Annotated in this window: 17 protein-coding genes and 1 other RNA gene; 9 read left to right on the forward strand and 9 right to left on the reverse strand. The window is 59.8% G+C overall.

The annotated features are described in order from the left end of the window. Positions 1 to 16 precede the first annotated feature (16 nt). Genes BXA01_RS19905 through BXA01_RS19950 form a run of 9 tightly spaced genes read left to right on the forward strand, consistent with a single transcriptional unit; the run spans position 17 to position 9111 of the window. On the forward strand, positions 17 to 718 hold the full coding sequence (locus tag BXA01_RS19905) for a phage minor tail protein L (protein ID WP_076565755.1): 702 nt from the start codon (positions 17 to 19) through the stop codon (positions 716 to 718). A gap of 3 nt (positions 719 to 721) precedes the next feature. After that, a complete protein-coding gene (locus BXA01_RS19910; protein ID WP_076565757.1) occupies positions 722 to 1504 on the forward strand; it encodes a C40 family peptidase in 783 nt (260 codons plus the stop codon). Then, positions 1501 to 2088: a tail assembly protein gene (locus BXA01_RS19915; protein WP_076565759.1), complete on the forward strand. Its 588-nt coding sequence runs from the start codon at positions 1501 to 1503 to the stop codon at positions 2086 to 2088. Before BXA01_RS19910 ends, BXA01_RS19915 begins: the two co-directional genes overlap by 4 nt. A 55-nt stretch (positions 2089 to 2143) precedes the next feature. Further along, on the forward strand, positions 2144 to 5746 hold the full coding sequence (locus BXA01_RS19920; protein WP_076565761.1) for a phage tail protein: 3603 nt from the start codon (positions 2144 to 2146) through the stop codon (positions 5744 to 5746). A gap of 51 nt (positions 5747 to 5797) precedes the next feature. Continuing rightward, positions 5798 to 6106 carry a hypothetical protein gene (locus tag BXA01_RS19925; protein WP_231990992.1) on the forward strand — a complete coding sequence of 103 codons (309 nt, stop codon included), beginning with the start codon at positions 5798 to 5800 and terminating at the stop codon, positions 6104 to 6106. Beyond that, complete coding sequence (locus BXA01_RS19930; protein WP_076565764.1) at positions 6103 to 6765, forward strand: hypothetical protein; 663 nt, start codon at positions 6103 to 6105, stop codon at positions 6763 to 6765. Before BXA01_RS19925 ends, BXA01_RS19930 begins: the two co-directional genes overlap by 4 nt. A gap of 24 nt (positions 6766 to 6789) precedes the next feature. Next, the gene (locus tag BXA01_RS26865) at positions 6790 to 8016 is read left to right on the forward strand and encodes a tail fiber domain-containing protein (protein ID WP_083957563.1); all 1227 of its coding nucleotides are present in this window, start codon (positions 6790 to 6792) and stop codon (positions 8014 to 8016) included. Positions 8017 to 8074: 58 nt separating this feature from the next. Then, the gene (locus BXA01_RS19945; RefSeq protein WP_076565766.1) at positions 8075 to 8608 is read left to right on the forward strand and encodes a glycoside hydrolase family 19 protein; all 534 of its coding nucleotides are present in this window, start codon (positions 8075 to 8077) and stop codon (positions 8606 to 8608) included. Then, positions 8605 to 9111 (forward strand): lysis system i-spanin subunit Rz, encoded by a 507-nt coding sequence (locus BXA01_RS19950; RefSeq protein ID WP_076565767.1) that lies wholly within the window; start codon positions 8605 to 8607, stop codon positions 9109 to 9111. Before BXA01_RS19945 ends, BXA01_RS19950 begins: the two co-directional genes overlap by 4 nt. Before the next feature lie 20 nt (positions 9112 to 9131). On the opposite strand, the gene BXA01_RS27765 is transcribed toward BXA01_RS19950, so the two are convergent. The 9 genes from BXA01_RS27765 to BXA01_RS19995 all read right to left on the reverse strand — a co-directional run bounded on the left by BXA01_RS27765 (position 9132) and on the right by BXA01_RS19995 (position 17182). Beyond that, complete coding sequence (locus tag BXA01_RS27765) at positions 9132 to 9368, reverse strand: type II toxin-antitoxin system HicA family toxin (protein ID WP_076565769.1); 237 nt, start codon at positions 9366 to 9368, stop codon at positions 9132 to 9134. A gap of 9 nt (positions 9369 to 9377) precedes the next feature. After that, positions 9378 to 9701, reverse strand: a complete 324-nt coding sequence (locus BXA01_RS19960; protein ID WP_076565770.1) for a hypothetical protein — start codon at positions 9699 to 9701, stop codon at positions 9378 to 9380. A gap of 355 nt (positions 9702 to 10056) precedes the next feature. Then, the gene (locus BXA01_RS19965; RefSeq protein WP_076565772.1) at positions 10057 to 10407 is read right to left on the reverse strand and encodes a hypothetical protein; all 351 of its coding nucleotides are present in this window, start codon (positions 10405 to 10407) and stop codon (positions 10057 to 10059) included. A gap of 126 nt (positions 10408 to 10533) precedes the next feature. Then, positions 10534 to 10922, reverse strand: a transfer-messenger RNA (tmRNA) gene (ssrA, locus tag BXA01_RS19970). A gap of 98 nt (positions 10923 to 11020) precedes the next feature. Further along, a complete protein-coding gene (locus tag BXA01_RS19975) occupies positions 11021 to 11299 on the reverse strand; it encodes a hypothetical protein (protein WP_076565773.1) in 279 nt (92 codons plus the stop codon). Between the two features lie 129 nt (positions 11300 to 11428). Next, positions 11429 to 14239, reverse strand: coding sequence for an FAD-binding and (Fe-S)-binding domain-containing protein (locus BXA01_RS19980; RefSeq protein ID WP_076565775.1), 2811 nt, complete (start codon positions 14237 to 14239; stop codon positions 11429 to 11431). Further along, positions 14236 to 14907, reverse strand: coding sequence for a LutC/YkgG family protein (locus BXA01_RS19985; RefSeq protein WP_076565777.1), 672 nt, complete (start codon positions 14905 to 14907; stop codon positions 14236 to 14238). Before BXA01_RS19985 ends, BXA01_RS19980 begins: the two co-directional genes overlap by 4 nt. Beyond that, entirely contained in the window at positions 14904 to 16361 is a 1458-nt protein-coding gene (locus tag BXA01_RS19990) for a LutB/LldF family L-lactate oxidation iron-sulfur protein (protein ID WP_076565779.1), read from the reverse strand. Before BXA01_RS19990 ends, BXA01_RS19985 begins: the two co-directional genes overlap by 4 nt. After that, a complete protein-coding gene (locus BXA01_RS19995; protein WP_016771777.1) occupies positions 16358 to 17182 on the reverse strand; it encodes a (Fe-S)-binding protein in 825 nt (274 codons plus the stop codon). The genes BXA01_RS19990 and BXA01_RS19995 overlap by 4 nt, the downstream gene beginning before the upstream one ends. Positions 17183 to 17203: the final 21 nt, after the last annotated feature.

Consider the following 17203-nt stretch of genomic DNA (forward strand, 5'->3'; position numbering starts at 1 on the left):
TTGTTTCTGGAGCCCCATGAATTACAACGCCGATATTCAAAAGCTCGAACCGGGCAACCAGATCCGGCTGTTCGAGCTCGACGCTACACGCCTGGGCGCCAACCTCTGGCGGTTCCACGGCCATGCACAGGAGGGCGACATTGTCTGGCAAGGGCAGCTCTACTCGCCGTTGCAGATCACAGCGAAAGGATTCGACATTCGTGGGGACGGGCGGCCCGCGGCGCCGACGTTGCAAATCGCCAACGAGCTTGGCGGCGTGCGCGGCGCGATCACTGCCCTGTGCTTGCAGTTCCGCGACCTCGCGGGCGCGAAGTTCACGGTCATCGAAACCTTCCGCCATTACCTGGACGCCGCCAACTTCCCCGACGGCAACCCCACCGCAAGCAACCAGAGCCGGAAAAACATCTGGTACATCGAGCAGAAGACCGAGGAGACGTTCGACTCGCTGACGTTCTCGATGTCCAGTCCTACCGACATGGAAGGGCAGATGTTGCCGTCCCAGCAGATCACCAAGCTTTGCCGGTGGGCATGCCGTGGTGGTTACCGCGGCGAGGCCTGCGCTTACACCGGTGCCGCGATGTTCACCAAGAAAAACGAACCCACCGACAACCCCGCGCTCGACCAGTGCGGCGGTTGGTGGAGCAGCTGCAAGCTGCGTGGCAACACGCGTCGCTTCGGCGGCTCCATGGGTGCAAGCCTTATTGCAAGTTCGAGGTAACCAATGCGCATCAATCAAAAGCTGCAGGACGAAATCCGCGCCCATGCGGAGCGCGCTTACCCGGGCGAGGCTTGCGGGCTGCTGGTGAAAACCTCGACCGGTCGCCAGTACGTGCCGTGCACCAATCGCGCTAAGTCGGATCGGGAGAATTTCCAGATCGACGAGCGCGACCAGGCTGCCGCCGAGGACTTGGGCGAGGTGCTGGCCATCATCCACAGCCACCCGGACAAGTCGCCGGCGCCGAGCATGGCCGACCGTGTCAGCTGTGAGTTGCACGAACTGCCGTGGGGCATCGTCGGATGGCCGGGCGGCGAGTTCGAATGGTTCAAGCCGTCGGGCTTCGAAGCGCCGTTGCTGGGCCGCGATTTCTCCCACGGACTGCTCGACTGCTGGGGCGCCTGCCGCGACTGGTATGCGCGCGAGGGCAGGTTGCAGCTTCCGAATTTCGAACGCCACGACCTTTGGTGGGAAGACGAGAACGGGCCGAGCCTGTACGAGGACAACTTCAAGGCCGCCGGCTTTTATGAAGTTGAAGAGGCGCGGCGGGGCGACATGCTGGTGCTGCAGGTGCCGACGATCGGGCGACCGTGTTTTCACCCAAATCACGCTGCCATCTATCTCGGTGACAACCCGCACTTTGCCAGTGAGCAAGCACCCGCGCTCGGCGGGTCAGGGCCATTCATTTACCACCACATGCCTGGCCGGCCCGCCAGCCGGGAGGTTTACGGCTGGTCGATGGCCAACCGCGTAAAACTGATCTTGCGACACAGGGACTACCGACCATGACCATGACGACCATCAAACTCGGCGGCGTTCTGGGCAAGCGCTTCGGCCGCGAGTACCGGCTGGATCTCTTCGGGTTCCGGGACGCGATGAGCGCGCTGTGCCAAATGAAGCCGGGGTTCGAGAAGTTTCTGCGCACCGCCGAGGAGCGAGGGCTGGTGTTTGCCGTGTTCCTCGACGAACGAAACATTGGCGAAGAGGAGCTCGACTTGCGCGGTGCTGGCGCGAAAGTTATCCGCATCATGCCGATCATTCAGGGCAGCAAGTCGGCCGGAGTGTTCCAAACGATCTTGGGTGTGGCGCTGATCGTGGCCGGCTTGTTCACCGGCGGCACCACCTCCGCGCTCGGCATGGGGCTGCTCGCCACCGGTGCGGCGGTCGGCTTGGGCGGCGTAGTGCAGATGCTGTCACCGACTACCAAAGCCAACACCGCCGACAAGAACGAAGACGGCAACAATCCAAGCTATGGCTTCGGCTCAGCAGTGACCACGATCGCCCAGGGGAATCCTTATCCGCTGCTGTACGGCGAGCGAGAGATCGGCGGCGCCGTAGAGTCCGGGGGCATTTACACCCAAGACAACGTCTGAATCATCAGGAACAACCAACCCGCTTCGGCGGGTTTTTGCATTTTTGGAGAAGCGCATGAGCGCAGTTGCGAAGAAGCGGAGAGCCGTCAGCGGGGCAAAGGGCGGTCAGTCCAAGCCAAAGCAGCCAAGCATTGCGTCGAACAGCGTTCCGTCGCTGGCCACCGCCCGGCTGGTGTACATCTGGAGCTGGGGACCGATTGTTGGGCCGGTCGACGGCCTGCGCTCCGTGCGGCTGGACGGGACGCCGATCCAGGCGCAAGACGGGACGATCAACTATCCCGGCGTGAAATGGCAGTTCCGCTCCGGCGAGCTTCACCAAGAGCGCTTGGCAGGGGTCACCGAGTCCAGCAATGAAATAGCCGTCGGCCAAGAGCTGCGCACGTCGACGCCTTGGCTGTACAGCATCAACAACTCCATGATCGACGCCGCGCGCGTGCGCCTGAGCTGGCCGACGCTTCAATCTCAGGACGCCAGCGGCAACATCAACGGCGTGCGGATCGACTACGCCATCGATGTTTCAACCGACAACGGCCCCTACGTGACGGTGCTGACCTCCTTTGTCGATCGCAAGAACGTCACCAAGTACGAGCGCTCCCACCGGATTGAGCTGCCGGACGGCAACCAGTGGACGCTGCGGGCGCGCCGGCTCACTCCGGAAGCCAACAGTTCGCTGGTGCAGGACAGCATGTTCATCGAGGCTGTCGCCGAGCTGGTCGACAGTGATCAGGAATACCCGCTCACGTCCGTCGGCTGTATTGAGTACGACGCCCAACAGTTCGGCGGCGATATCGCAAAGATCGCCGTGCTGATGCGCGGCCGCATCGTGCGCGTGCCTTCGAACTATGACCCGGTCACGCGTACCTACGCCACCGGCGGCACCGGTACCAGCGGCGGTATCTGGGACGGGACTTTCAAAGAGGCCTATACCAACAACCCGGCCTGGGTTTTCTACGACCTGGTACTGCATCCGTATTACGGGCTCGGCGAACGCATTGACGCCACGATGGTAGACCGCTGGTCGCTGTACCGGATCGCTCAATACTGCGATCAGATGGTGCCGGACGGAAAGGGCGGACAGGAGCCGCGTTTCACCTGCAACCTGTATTTCCAAAAGCAGGCCGAAGCCTACGCAGTGCTGCAGGATTTGGCTTCGATCTTCCACGGCATGGCGTACTGGGACGGCAGTCAGATCGTCGTCAATGCGGATATGCCAGGCGACCCCGTTTTCAGCTACAGCCCGTCGCAGATCCTCAACAACGGCGCCATCAAATACGACGGCACCCGCTGGCGCGATCGGCACACCACGGCAATGGTGTCCTGGGACAACCCTGCGCAGGGCTTCGAAACCGACAAGGAGCCGGTATTCGATAACGAAGCGATGAGTGAGCTCGGCTCCGTTCGCGAACTCAGCGTGGACGCGTTCGGGTGCACGTCTCTTGGCCAGGCGCAACGCGCGGGCCAGTGGGCGCTGGTAACCGAGCAGTTGCAGACAAGGGGCGCGACGTTTCGTGTGGGACTTGATGGCGGCATTCCCAAGCCCGGCCAAATCATTTCCGTTGGCGATCCGATGCTGGCGGGGCGGGCGAATGGCGGGCGAGTATCTTCTGCGGCCGGACGCGTTATCACCCTCGATCGCGATCTGACGATGCCGACGGGCGCCAGGCTCTACCTCAACCTGCCCAGCGGAAAGTCCGAAGCGCGGGTAATCAGCTCGGTCAACGGCCGGGCCGTCACCGTGGCCGCGAATTACAGCGAAGTGCCAGAGCCGGAGTGCGGCTGGGTGATCGACTTCGACGACCTGAAGGTGATGCAGTTCTACGTCCGCAACGTTACGCGTCCTGAGTGGCAACAGTATCAGCTCGAGGTCATCCAGCATGAGCCGAGCAAGTTCGCGTTCATCGACAACGGCGCCGTCGTCGACACCCGACCAATCAGTGGCATTCCGATCGGCACGCAGGAAGCCCCGGCGCGAGTGCTGATCAGCCAGAACGTGGTGGTTGAGCAGGGCATTGCCGTCACCAGCATGAGCATCGCATGGGACGCCGCACCGGGCGCGGTGGGTTATGACGTCGAATGGCGGTGGGGCGCTCGAGAGTGGATCAAGGTTCCGCGTACCGGTGAGCTGATGGTCGATGTTCGCGGGATCTATTCAGGGCAGTATCTGGCGCGAGTTCGTGCGGTCAGCGCCATGAATGTCTCGTCGGTGCCGACCAACTCGGTGCTGACGGATCTGCTGGGTAAAACCGGCTTGCCGCCGGCGGTCACGCACCTGACTGCGACATCTTTGTTGTTCGGGATCGAACTCAAGTGGGGTTTCCCCGCTGGCGCAGAAGACACCCAGCGCACCGAGATCTGGTATGGCCCCTCGCCGTCTCGAGAGGCTGCGACGAAGCTTGCTGATTTGGCCTACCCGCAGAGCGACTACAGCATGCAAAGCCTGCTGGCGGGCGCCACGTTCTTCTTCTGGGCGCGGCTGGTGGATCGTACCGGCAACGTCGGTCCGTGGTACCCAGAAGGGATTGGCGTGATGGGGCAGGCCAGCTCCAACGCCGGTCCTATCCTTGAACTGATCAAAGGGCAGATCGGAGAGACCGAGCTCGGGCAGGACATCGTCGACAAAATAGATCTGATCCCAGGGCTGCAGGAGCAGATCGACGCGCTCGACGGGCTCAAGGGCTACAACCCTGATGACACTTACGAAGAGTACGACCTGGTGGTGCAGGGCAAGCGGATCTATCAAGCCACCGGCCCGGTACCCACCAAAACGCCACCGCCAAACCCGCTCTACTGGCTCGACGTTGGGCAGACAGTGGAAACGGCGAATGGTCTTGCGCTGCAGGTAGCGACCAACACCACGGAGATCTCCGAACTCGACGGCGTGGTCACCGCTCAAGCCACAGCGTTCGAAGCCCTTCGCGCCTCCTCTCGGGACGATGACGGGGCTGGCGATCTCGCAGACGCGATCAAAAGCCACACCAGCACCGCGTCGCTCGCATCCGAATCGAAGGTTCGAGCCTCCCAAAACGAGGCAATGGCGGGACGCCTGACAACCTTCGACGCCAAAATCGGAGCGAACGCGGCGAACATCACCGAGCTTGAGCAGGTTGTTGTTACTAACCAGCAGGCAACAGCACAGCAACTGATTCAGCTGAGCACAACGGTCGGCAACCAGCAAACGGCGATTGAACAGAACACGTCGATCGTCAATGACGTGAATGGGAAAATCACTGCGAGCTGGTCGGTGAAGATGCAATACAACTCAGGCACAGGGCAGTACATCGCGGCCGGCGTTGGCCTTGGAATTGAAAACGGACCAGCCGGCTTGCAAAGCCAGTTCCTGGTCAGCGCCGACCGCTTCGCCATCGTCAACACCATCGCCGGCGGCGCCATTGCGGTGCCGTTCGCAGTGCAGGGTGGACAGGTGTTCATGAACTCGGCGTTCATCCAGGATGGAACGATTACCAACGCCAAGATCGGCAGCTACATCAGCTCCACGAACTACATCGCCGGCCAGCAAGGCTGGATTCTGAACAAAGACGGCACGCTTGAAATTAACGGCATCGTTCCAGGGCAGGGGCGCTTGGTGATCAACTCACTGAACGTCTCGGTCTACGACGCCAACAACGTCCTGCGTGTTCGTCTCGGCTATCTGGGGTAATCAATGGCGCTATTTGGACTGCGTGTCTTTAACGAGAGCGGTCAGCTCGCTATGGACACCAACAGCTTCACCTACCAGGTGATCTGGCAAGGCGTGATTGATTTCAGCGGGACCGTGCCCAGCTACACGCTGAATATCCCCGGCTTCAATCCAGCCAATTGTGTGTTCATGATCATCCCGACGAGGGCACAGGACGTGCAGCCTTCGGAGAACGACTCGTCGGGAAACATTCGCTCGTACCCTTTCGTGACCACCGCGGTAGGCCAGGTGGTTGTGCTCCCGAAAAACCCGTCATCCAGCGCCTCGACATTGCAGTCGCGGATCGTTTCGAAGGCCTACGCCATAAGGTTCGCGACATGAGCTTCGGATTCCAGAGCATCAATGATAACGCTTTCGTTCAGATCGACTCGGAGGCGCCGCGGCTTTGCATGCTGACGCGAGGATCTTATTCAGGGGTGGCCGCCGCAACGGCCACATTCCCGCGCGCGGTGACCAGCCAAGACCCGCCACTGGTCTTCATCCGGCCGGATCAGACCGGATTGATTCAGGTGCCGTATTCGGTGTGGTTCACCGGTGGTCCGGGTAACTGGACTGGCTTTTCGATGAACGCCTCGAAGGTCAATGAGTCCTTGAGCGGCCAGTATTTCGTCGCAGCATGGGCTTCGATGGGTACGGCCGCTTACGGTCTGCGTCTATGGGATGCGAGCGGAACGCTTTGTTACGACAGCGGCGCGCCCGCTGTGGTTGTGACCTTCGCCGCGGGTGACTGGACTTATCTCGGCGCCGAGCAACTGAGCGTGGGGCAGCGGTACATCTGGGGCATCACCAAGGCGCTTGGCGTCGGTGAATACGTTTCCATCAATCCATTCACCATGACCTGCCATAACAACTCGTCGGGTGGTGCATGCGCACTCGGCGTTGACTACGCCAACGGCCGAATCCTGATGTACAGCCTGGCCTCCAACGCTTGGACCAATCAGGGCCATCGCCCATTCCTCTGCGCCAAATTGCTGGCCTGACCCTTTTATTTCTGGAGATACACAATGCCCTGGTACAAGACGGGAACGGTCTCTGTCACCCAAAATTCCAATGCAGTGATCGGCGCAGGCACGGCATTTATTGCCAACAGCCGTGTCGGCGACGGATTTCGCGGCCCGGACGGGCGCTGGTACGAGGTGACCAATATCGCCAGCAACACCGCGTTGTCGATCGCGCCTGACTACGAAGGTCCTACAGCTACCGGTGGCTTCTACTCGATCATGCCGGTGCAGGGCTACCAGAAGGATCTATCCGACCAGGTGCGCGCCATTCTCAACGACTACGGCGAAAAGCTGGCCTTGCTCGGTACCACCGGCAATTACGACATTTTGCCGGTTGCCAAAGGTGGCACGGGGTCGGAAACGCTGAATTCGGATGTGGTACCAGAAGGCGCAACGAACAAATATTTCACCGGGGCCAGAGTACTGCAGTCGGTGCTGACCGGCCTGACCACTGCAACCTCGGCGGTCATTGCTTCGACAGACACTGTTCTGGCGGCGATGGGCAAGCTCCAGGCGCAAATCACCGGCCGTGCATTGAAGGGAACCAACAGCGACATCACATCGCTTTCGGGTCTAACGACTGCACTTTCTATTGGGCAGGGTGGTACTGGCGCTAACACTGCTGCAGGAGCTCGTTCAAATATCGGGGCTGCATCAGCCGGAAACAATTCCGACATCATAAATATCACCGGTTTGAATTCGGCGAAAATCAACGGTTCGAACAACGCTAATGCCCAAGGGTTATGGCTCATGTGGAATACCGGAATCGTGGGGGCTTCCGGTACGGCCGACTTTATATGCAACCAAGGGGGAGGTAATGGCGGGTTTACGTGGCGATCCGTAAACATCAACAACACCGTCGGCGGCCCGACGATGTACTACACGTACTCGGGTAATTTGAACGTGCCGGGTGCGGTTTCGCAGGGTTCTGACCGGAGGCTGAAAAAGAACGATGTCGACATTGTCGATGGCCTTGAACGGATCATGCGGATTCGCCCTGTCGAGTTCGACCGTCGGGACTTTCTCGACTCGGAGGACTATCCGCACCATGAAGTAGGTGTAATTGCCCAAGAGCTTTTTGAGGTCACGCCATTGCTGGTTACTCCCGCAGACCCGGAAAATGAGCAGGATATCTGGCGAGTCAATTACACGGGGCTGATTCCGTATTTGGTGTCCGCGATAAAAACCCTGAAGGCCGAAATCGAAGTCCTGAAGTCGAACGCGCTATAAAGCAAGCTGAGTCGCAGAGCCCGCCATCGAGCGGGTATTTTTTTGCCTGGAGAAAGCCATGCCGATCACCCAGCAGCAGTTGCTGCAGATCCTGCCGAACGCCCGCACTCAAGCGGGCGTTTTTGTTTCCGCACTAAACACCGCGATGCAGCATTACCAGATCGTCGGGCCGAAGCGCGCGGCCGCGTTCATTGCGCAGGTCGGTCATGAGTCTGGCCAGCTGCGCTACGTCCGCGAGATCTGGGGGCCGACCGTTGCCCAGCGTGGGTACGAGGGGCGTGAAGACCTGGGCAATACCGTGCTGGGCGATGGTCGGAAGTATTGCGGTCGGGGGCTGGTCCAGATCACCGGGCGGGCGAACTATGCCAAGTGCGGAGAGGCGTTGGGCCTGGACCTGATCAATCACCCTGAGCTGCTCGAGCTGCCGCAGCATGCCGCGATGTCGGCGGCGTGGTTCTGGAAGCAGAAGGGACTGAACGATTTGGCCGATCGGGACGAGTTCAACACCATCACTCGGCGTATCAATGGCGGGTTGAACGGCTTGCAGGATCGTCTGGCGCTCTGGAAGAAGGCGCTCGAGGTGCTGGCGTGACCGCCCCGTGGCGGTTGGTCGGCGTGCTGGCGCTGGTGCTCGCCGGCTTCGGCAGCGCCTGGCAGTTTCAGGACTGGCGCTACGGCCGGCAGCTCGCCGAGCAGGCCAAGCTCAATGGCGAGACGCTGAATCGGCTCGCGACGGCGGGCGCCGATGCGCAGAAGGCCGAGCAGGACAAGCGCCTGGCGCTCGAGCAGAAGCTGGCGACCAGTGAGCAAACCCATTACAGGAAATTGAGCGATGCCCAACGTGACCAGGATCGCCTGCGCGATCGCCTTGCCACTGCTGATCTGCGGCTGTCAGTCCTCATCGACGCGGATTCAGCCAGTGGCTGTGACGTGCCAAAAGCCACCGGCGCCAGCGGCGTGGATCATGCAGCCATACGCGCCCGACTTGACCCAGCGCATGCTCAACGAATTATCGCCATCACCGACACCGGCGACCGTGGACTGATCGCGCTACAGGCGTGTCAGGCGTATGCAAAATCAATTGGGGGAATGTAAAAAGCCCGGCCAGAGCCGGGCTATTTCACAAGGGAGTAGAATTTTTTCTTGGATACGCCTGCTTGGAGGCACATATATTTGATCAAGTCGCCATGAAACGGCTGTTTTGGCTTGTCGACGGTAACTTTGCGGAAAGGATCACCTTCTCGTACCCATTGCTCGTGACTGCCTTCTTGATTTCGGAAGGAGAATCCTAGCTCCTTCAACACCGCTATCACCTCTCTATAGGTGAGCGGCCTGTGCCTCCCTGCGAACATTCTGGATCCTTAGCAGCCGACGTACTGTAGAGCTGGCTCTTCAAAGAATCGTACCCGCTTGCTACGCCCGTGCCGAATCGACGACCAGAAGGCTTGAACACGATATTGAAGGCGCATCAGCAGGGGGGCCTGGCGGCCAAGAAGTTGAGCAGCGTGCTCGCGATCCACTGTCAACGCTTCGACAATGTACGACTTGATTTGTGCTTCCAGTTTGCCTTTGGCTTCATCAAAGTCGACTCCCTGTGCCGCTAAGGTGAACTGTGGGCACGCGGCAATCCACAAACCGCCTTTCTTCTGCGCGTAGCACAGGAGAACGAATGGGTTGCTAGACATGGCGCTATTCCTCTAATTGATACGACAAAGTACCCACGTACCTGTGGATAACTCCGGATGGCGATTATGAGCAAGCTAACCTGCTTGTCAATTAACAAATTGTGTCAACACTAGTAAACACAATGCATCGCTTACACCATCCGACCAGTGGGCGAATCCGAAGGTTCGCTTTAACTTTGGATCCATCCGCTTGATGGTTCCGCTGTGTGATGGGAGTCTAGCCTCTGCTCCCACTCCGTATGATTTCTTTTTTTTATCGACCCCATCCATCATTTCTGAAGGATCGATTTCCGGTTTCGTGTATGAACGTGATCAGTCGACGTTCGTATGTTTGGGCGGCTGATACGTCCTGAATTCAAAATCTCGGACTCGGACTCGAGCGAGGCTTTAGACTCAACTCGAGATCCTCACCACCTTTGCGAAACATTTTCGCTAGCGCCTCTAGCCATTCAGCGATCTCATAAGCGGCAGCCGATCGGCTCTCGGCAACGTGTGACATAACGTAGCCCTCCAGCAGACTTTGGACATCGAAACATTCCCCTGCCTGGTGAATGAGGCCGATCACTGGTGAGTGGTCAGGTACGCCGCCCTCAATTGCCGCGTCTACCAGATCCAATGTGTCCAGATAGATGAAAGGACGAAGGCCTGTTTGAACTGCCTCATCCTCTGGAAATTCAAAAGAGACCTTGATGCTTGCCGAGACCATGATATTTCCCCTTGGAGTTGTGCCTAAGGCTGTCATTAAGCTGGCATAACTGAGCCAAAACCACCCATTCAGACACAAAAAAGGCACTTGCGATAAACGCTAAGTGCCTGATTTGTAACGCTTATTTGGTGGAGCCGGGGGGATTTGAACCCCCGTCCGCCAGTACTCCGCTGTCGGTACTACATGCGTAGCCGTGTCTATTAAGTTAACCCTCAGCGACCCGACGGGCAGGGTGCTTTGGGCGAGTTGTGTAAGTTTTAGCCGCTTCGTCCACAACGTACTGCACGGCGATTCTGTTCTATATGACAATCATTTCGGGTTTACAGACATCCCCTGATGATTGCTGGACCCGAAGGTACCAGGAGCATTGTCAGCTGCAATTAAGCAGCGAGAGCAACACCGTATTGGTCGTCATTGGCAACTATAAGTAGTTGCAACAGTGGATTTACGACTTCTGTTACCAAGTCGGCATGCACCTAGAGTTTCGCAACCGGCGTCGAATCCTAAACGGCCCCGAACTCATTGCCCGGTGAATCTGATCGGGCAACAAGCGTGCACAGTGTACGTCAATCTGCCGACGAGGCCAACCCGCAGGTTGGCTCGTCAGCATGTATCAGTTGTTGGTACCGGTCGATTTACGCAGCTCTACGATGGTTTGCGAGGTTTCGGCAACGCAGTCGTCGATTTTGCCTTCCGCTTTCAGCGCTTGGGCCTTGCTCACGCTGGTTTCGGCGCGCTGGCTCAATTCCGGATTCGCCGACAACTGCCCTTTGGCGTTGTTGATAGTCTGGATGTTGGCATCGCACAGATCGGCAGGTTTGTCTGCGGCGAACGAAGTGGACGCCATCATCGAGGCAGTAACGAACAGACCTAACAGTACAGAACGCTTCATGTGTATCTCCTTGAACTGAGGGATCCAGGCTTCGCTGACCGCTGGGCGAGCCACCGAATGGAGGAAAAGCCCCGATTTGTCGGGGCCTGTTCTGTGGATTGCCGTCACGCTCAAGAGTTCTATTTTTTTTCAGACAGCCTTCGCGCGTGTCACCCGATCCACGAGATAAACCAGTCCGTGGTAGTCGATGCCACCGTGCTGGGTCAGGCCGATTTCGCAGGTGCGGCTGGTGGAAATGCCCTCGCTGCAGTGCTGCACGGCGTCCTTGAGCGTACGCAGCGAATGGCTGTTCAGCTCCGGTGTGGTGAAGCCTTTGTCGCCGGCAAATCCGCAGCAATGTATGCCTTCGGGAATCACCACAGAGTTGCTGCATTTGCGCGCCAGATCGATCAGCGCCTGGCTTTCGCCCAAGTGCTGAGTGCTGCAGGTCACGTGGACGGCAATCGGCGCTTCCTGCGGTGTGAAGTCCAGACGATCCAGCAGATGCGTACGGATGAAGCGCACCGGATCGTACAGATCCAGTCGTGTTTCGCCGATGTCTTGGACCAGCCGCAACGTACATGGGCTCGTGTCGCAATAGATCGGGTCGAGGCCGCCGCGACTGGCGTGGAGCAGTGCGCTGATCAGCTCCTGACGTTTGTGCTCGGCCTGTTCGGCGTAGCCTTTGGAGGCGAACGGCTGGCCGCAGCAGAGGTTGTCCTGGTTGTCGGGAAAGACGACCTGGTAACCGGCCTTTTCCAGCAGGCCACGGGTTTTGTCGTACAGCGACATTTGTTCTTTATCACCCGCCGCCGGACCCATGACCCGCGAGACGCACGCCGCCAGATAAACCACGCGCGGGCGCTCGTCGGCCACGCTCGGGCTGAAGCGAATGGCTTTTTCCGGTTGGGGCATGGCGTTGGTCCACAACGGTACCTGGCCTTTGGACAAGCGCGTCAGCGTCGCCGACAACTTTGCCAGACGCGGCGCACCGAGCATCATTCGCGCGCCGTTGGCGACATGCAGGGTGAAGCGTGCGCCTTGCAGGGTTTTGGCGAAATTTCCTTCGATCCAGTCTGCGGTTTTCTGATGCTTGGCGTGTCGGCCACGGAGTTTTTTCACCAGTTCGCCGGTGTTGATGCCTACAGGACAGCGTTGCGCACACAGGCCGGTCGCGGCGCAGGTGTCGATGCCTTGGTAGTCGTAGGCTTTTTCCAGTTCGGTGGTGTCGACGCCGGCGCGTTTTTTCGCCTGGATATCGCGCCAGATCACGATGCGCTGGCGCGGGCTCAGGGTCAGGCCCTTCGATGGGCAGACTGGTTCGCAAAAACCGCACTCGATGCACTTGTCCACAATCTCGTCCGCCGCCGGCAGCGGTTTCAGGTGCTTGAGGTGGATCTGCGGATCTTCGCTGAGTACCACGTCGGGATTGAGAATGCCGTTGGGGTCGAGCAGGCGTTTAAGCTGCCACATCAGTTGATAGGCGTCGCTGCCCCATTCCAGTTCCACGAAGGGCGCCATGTTGCGACCGGTGCCGTGTTCGGCCTTCAGCGAGCCGCCGAATTCCACTGCAACCAGTTGCGCGACGTCGTCCATGAACGCTTGGTAGCGTGCGATTTCTTCCGGGCTGTTGAAGCCTTGGGTGAAGACGAAGTGCAGATTGCCTTCCAGTGCGTGTCCGAAAAGGATCGCTTCGTCGTAGGCATGTTTGTCGAACAACTCGATCAGGCGATTGACGCCGATCGCCAGTTGTTCGACCGGGAAGGTCACGTCTTCGATGATCACTGTGGTGCCGGTTTTGCGCACGGCGCCGACGGCGGGGAAGGTGTCTTTGCGGATGGCCCAGAGGCGGGCGTTTTCCACCGGGTCTTCGGTGAAGTCGACCTGCTTCTCTACGGGGAAATCGCGCAGGGACGCCATGATTTGCGCCAGTTGTTCCTGCAGCAATGTCGACGAAGCGGCGCGGGATTCGATGAGCAGCGCGCAGGCATTTTCCGACAGCAGCTGTACGAAAGCGGGCATGCCTTTTTTGTCCTGTACCGAGCGCAGACTGCGTCGGTCGAGCAGTTCCACTGCGGATACCGGTTGGCTTTTCAGCACGGTCACCGCGTTGCAGCAGGTCTCGACATCGGGGAACACGATCAGCGCCGAGGCCTTGTTCGGGTGATCGATGACGGTGTCGTAAGTCACCGCGCTGATGAAGCCGAGCGTGCCTTCGGAGCCGACCAGCAGGTGGCTCAGGATATCCACAGGCTCGTCGAAATCCACCAGGGCGTTGAGCGACAGGCCGGTGGTATTTTTCAGACGGTATTTGTGGCGGATTCTTGCGGCCAGTGCAGCGTTGGCGCGGGTCTCGCGGCCTAATGTCGCCAAGCGTTCGAGCAGGTCGCCGTGGCTGGAGCGAAATGCCGCGACGCTGGCAGGGTCTTCGCTGTCGAGGCGCGTGCCGTCGGCCAGCACCAAGCGAATCCCGGCCAGCGTGTGATAGGTGTTTTGCGCGGTGCCGCAGCACATGCCGCTGGCGTTGTTGGCGACGATGCCGCCGATCTTGCAGGCATTGATCGACGCCGGATCCGGGCCGATCTTGCGTCCGAACGGCGCCAGCCATGCGTTGGCCTGCGCGCCGATCACGCCCGGTTGCAGGCGGATCTGCGTGCCTTGGCCGCGAATCTCGCGGGCATTCCAGTTATCCCCAAGTACGATCAGCACGGAATCGCTGATCGCCTGCCCGGACAGGCTGGTGCCGGCGGCGCGGAAGGTCACCGGCACCTTGTCGCGCTGGGCCAGTTGCAGCAGCGCCACGACTTCGTCTTCAGACTCGACGCGGATCACCAGTTTCGGGATCAGTCGATAGAAACTGGCGTCGGTGCCGAAGGCCAGGGTCGACAGCGGATCGTCGAAGCGCCGGTCTGCTGGAATCAGTCGCTCGGCATCACGCAGGAAAGCAGCAGGAAGACTCATTGATCCTCCAGAATCAGCACGACCAGATCTTTCGGGCCATGCGCGCCATACGCCAGGACCTGTTCAATATCGGCAGTCTTCGACGGGCCGGACACCAGCAGCGCGTTGGTCGGCATGCCTTGCGCCCATTCGAATTCCTCTTGCACCTGATAGAAGTTGTCGCGGATTTCGCTGGCCTTGAGCAGGGCGAAATGCACCGGCGGCACCAGACTCATCAAGCGCGGTTCTTCACGGGTTGGCCAGATGATCAGGCTGCCGGTCGCGGCGATGGCACCGAGGGTGCCGGTGAGGCTGGCCGGGGTGTCGTTGAACAGTTCGGCTTTCCACGCTTCCATCGGCCGGTCGTAGGACTTCAGTTCTGGCAGCTCGGGATTGTTCGCCCAGTGCTGTGCGATGCGTTGCCCGTGCGGCGTATTCGGTGCGATCAGCAGGCTCGGCAATTGGCGGTCGCGCAGCAGTTGCGCCAGTAATGCCGGCCACTCGGCGCCCGAGGTCAGGTGGATTTCGGTGTGCACCGCCTCCATCAGTTTGCGCAGTTGCGGGATTCGTTGCTCGGCGCTGTAGGTGTAGAGCTGGGTGACCAGATCGACGTCGAAGTTGTCGGCAATTGGCGTGGTGCCGGTTAGACTTTTCCGCAGCTTGCCGAGGATATTTTGCTTGGCGCTCATCGACGCTCTCCCTGTTTGGCCAGATGCTCGCGGGCCATGTCATGCAACGAACGCGCGGCCGGTTTTGGTGCGCTGTGGTTTTGCGTCCATGGGCCGACATTGCTCGGCGTAAGGGCGCGCAGGCGCGTGGCGAAAAAAGCGAACAAGCGGTACAGCGTCGGCGAGCTGTTGAGTCTGGCCCAAGCGTTCCAGATGAAGCGCTCCTTGCGCGAATACTTGCTGCCTTGGCCACGCATCACCTGATTCGGTGCGTCCGGGGCTTTGACGTTTTCCTCGCGCAGACGGCGCAGGATGGCGGGGATCGGAATCTTCACCGGGCAGACTTCACCGCAGGCGCCGCACAGTGAGGACGCGCTCGGGTGGTCCGGAACCTTGGCCAGGCCGACCATGTGTGGGGTAATGATTTTGCCGATCGGCCCCGGATAGACCTCGCCATAAGTGTGGCCGCCCACTCGGGTATACACCGGGCAATGATTCATGCAGGCGCCGCAGCGGATGCAGTTCAGGGTCTGGCGCAATTCACTGTCGGCGAAAGCCTGGCTGCGACCGTTGTCGAGCAGCACCAGATGCACTTCCTGCGGGCCATCGAGTTCGTGTTCTTTGCGCGGGCCGGAGATCATGTTGACGTAAGTGGTGATCGGAATGCCCAGCGCCGAGCGCGTCAGCAGTGACAGCAGCGGCACCACGTCGCGCAGGTTTTCCACGACTTTTTCGATGCCGGTGACGGCGATATGCACCGGCGGCACGGTGGTGGTCATGCGCCCGTTGCCTTCGTTTTCCACCAGCAGCAGGGTGCCGGTTTCGGCGACGGCGAAGTTGACGCCGGAGACGCCGATGTCGGCTTCGAAGAATTTCTGCCGCAGGACCCTGCGACCGATCTGAATGAGTTGGTCAACGTCCTTGGTGTATTCCACGCCAAGTTTGTCGTGGAACAAGGACGCGACCTGACCGGCATTCTTGTGGATCGCCGGCATAATGATGTGTGAAGGCTTCTCGTGGTCGAGCTGGACGATGTACTCCCCCATGTCGGACTCCAGACATTCAATGTCCCGAGCCTCGAGGAAATGGTTCATCTCCATCTCTTCGCTGACCATCGATTTGCCCTTGATCACTTGCCGCGCCTCGTGAGCGCGGATGATCGACAGGACGATGCCATTGGCTTCGTCCACCGTTTCCGCCCAGTGCACTGTCACACCGTTGCGGGTCAGGTTCTGTTCCAGTTGCTCGAGCAGGTCGGGCAACCTGGACAGCGCGCGGGCCTTGATCGAATTGCCCAGTGCGCGCAAGTGTTCTCTTTCGTGGGCATCGCTGAAAGCCGCTGCCCGCTTGGTCATCAGTGAATCCATGGCAGTGCGGAAGTTGTTCCGCAGCTGCTGATCACCCAAGGCGTTGTGTGCCCGGGTGCGGAAATCTTCTTCTACGGCGACCGTAGGAATAATCGTTGAGGTGCTCATTGCGCACCTCCGGTTCGCTGCCAGAGGAAGCTCGCCAGATGTTGCCCGCGCAACGCTTGCTGCTGTTTCTCCAGCGCGCCGTTGATGTTCATCAAACAGCCGCAGTCGGCACTCAGTACCTTGTGCGCACCGGACTCCTTCAGCGCGCGGGTCTTGTCAGCCACCATCGCGCCGGAAATGTCTGGCATACGGACGCTGAATGTCCCACCGAAGCCACAGCATTCGCTTTCGTGGTCGTGATTGACCCGCTCCACGTTGCTCAACTGCGCCAACAACTCGCGGCCGTGCAGGTGGGTGTTCATTTCGCGGCGTGCCGAACACGAGGTATGCAGCGCGACTTTCACCGGTTCGCCGCTGTCCTTGAGCTGCACCTTGCAGACGAACAGCAGAAATTCGGCCAGTTCATAAGTGCGAGCCGCAAGGGCCTGCACCTGTTTCAACGTTTCCGGCTCGTCCTTGAACAAGTCGGCGTAATGCTCGCGCAGCATGCCGGCGCAGGAACCCGACGGCACCACCACCGGATAATCCCCGGCAAACAACGCCAGTTGCGAGCGCGCTACCGTCCGCGCCTGCTCGGTGTAACCCGAGGTGTAGGCCGGTTGGCCGCAGCAACTCTGCCCTTGCGGATACTCGACCCGGATCCCTTCGCGCTCCAGCAGATGGATCGCGTCCATCCCGGCTTCGGGGTAGAACAGGTCGACCACACACGTGCCGAACAGGTAGACCCGCGACGGTTTCTCGCTGGGGTATTGCCGAGGTTCGGGCAGTGGCGGTGCCACGCGGGTCGCGTTCGGCACAGCGTTGTAAAAAAGCTCGCTCATCAGGCGTGTCTCCGGGTAGGC

The organism is Pseudomonas sp. B10 (genome assembly GCF_900156235.1).
GTDB lineage: Bacteria > Pseudomonadota > Gammaproteobacteria > Pseudomonadales > Pseudomonadaceae > Aquipseudomonas > Aquipseudomonas siliginis.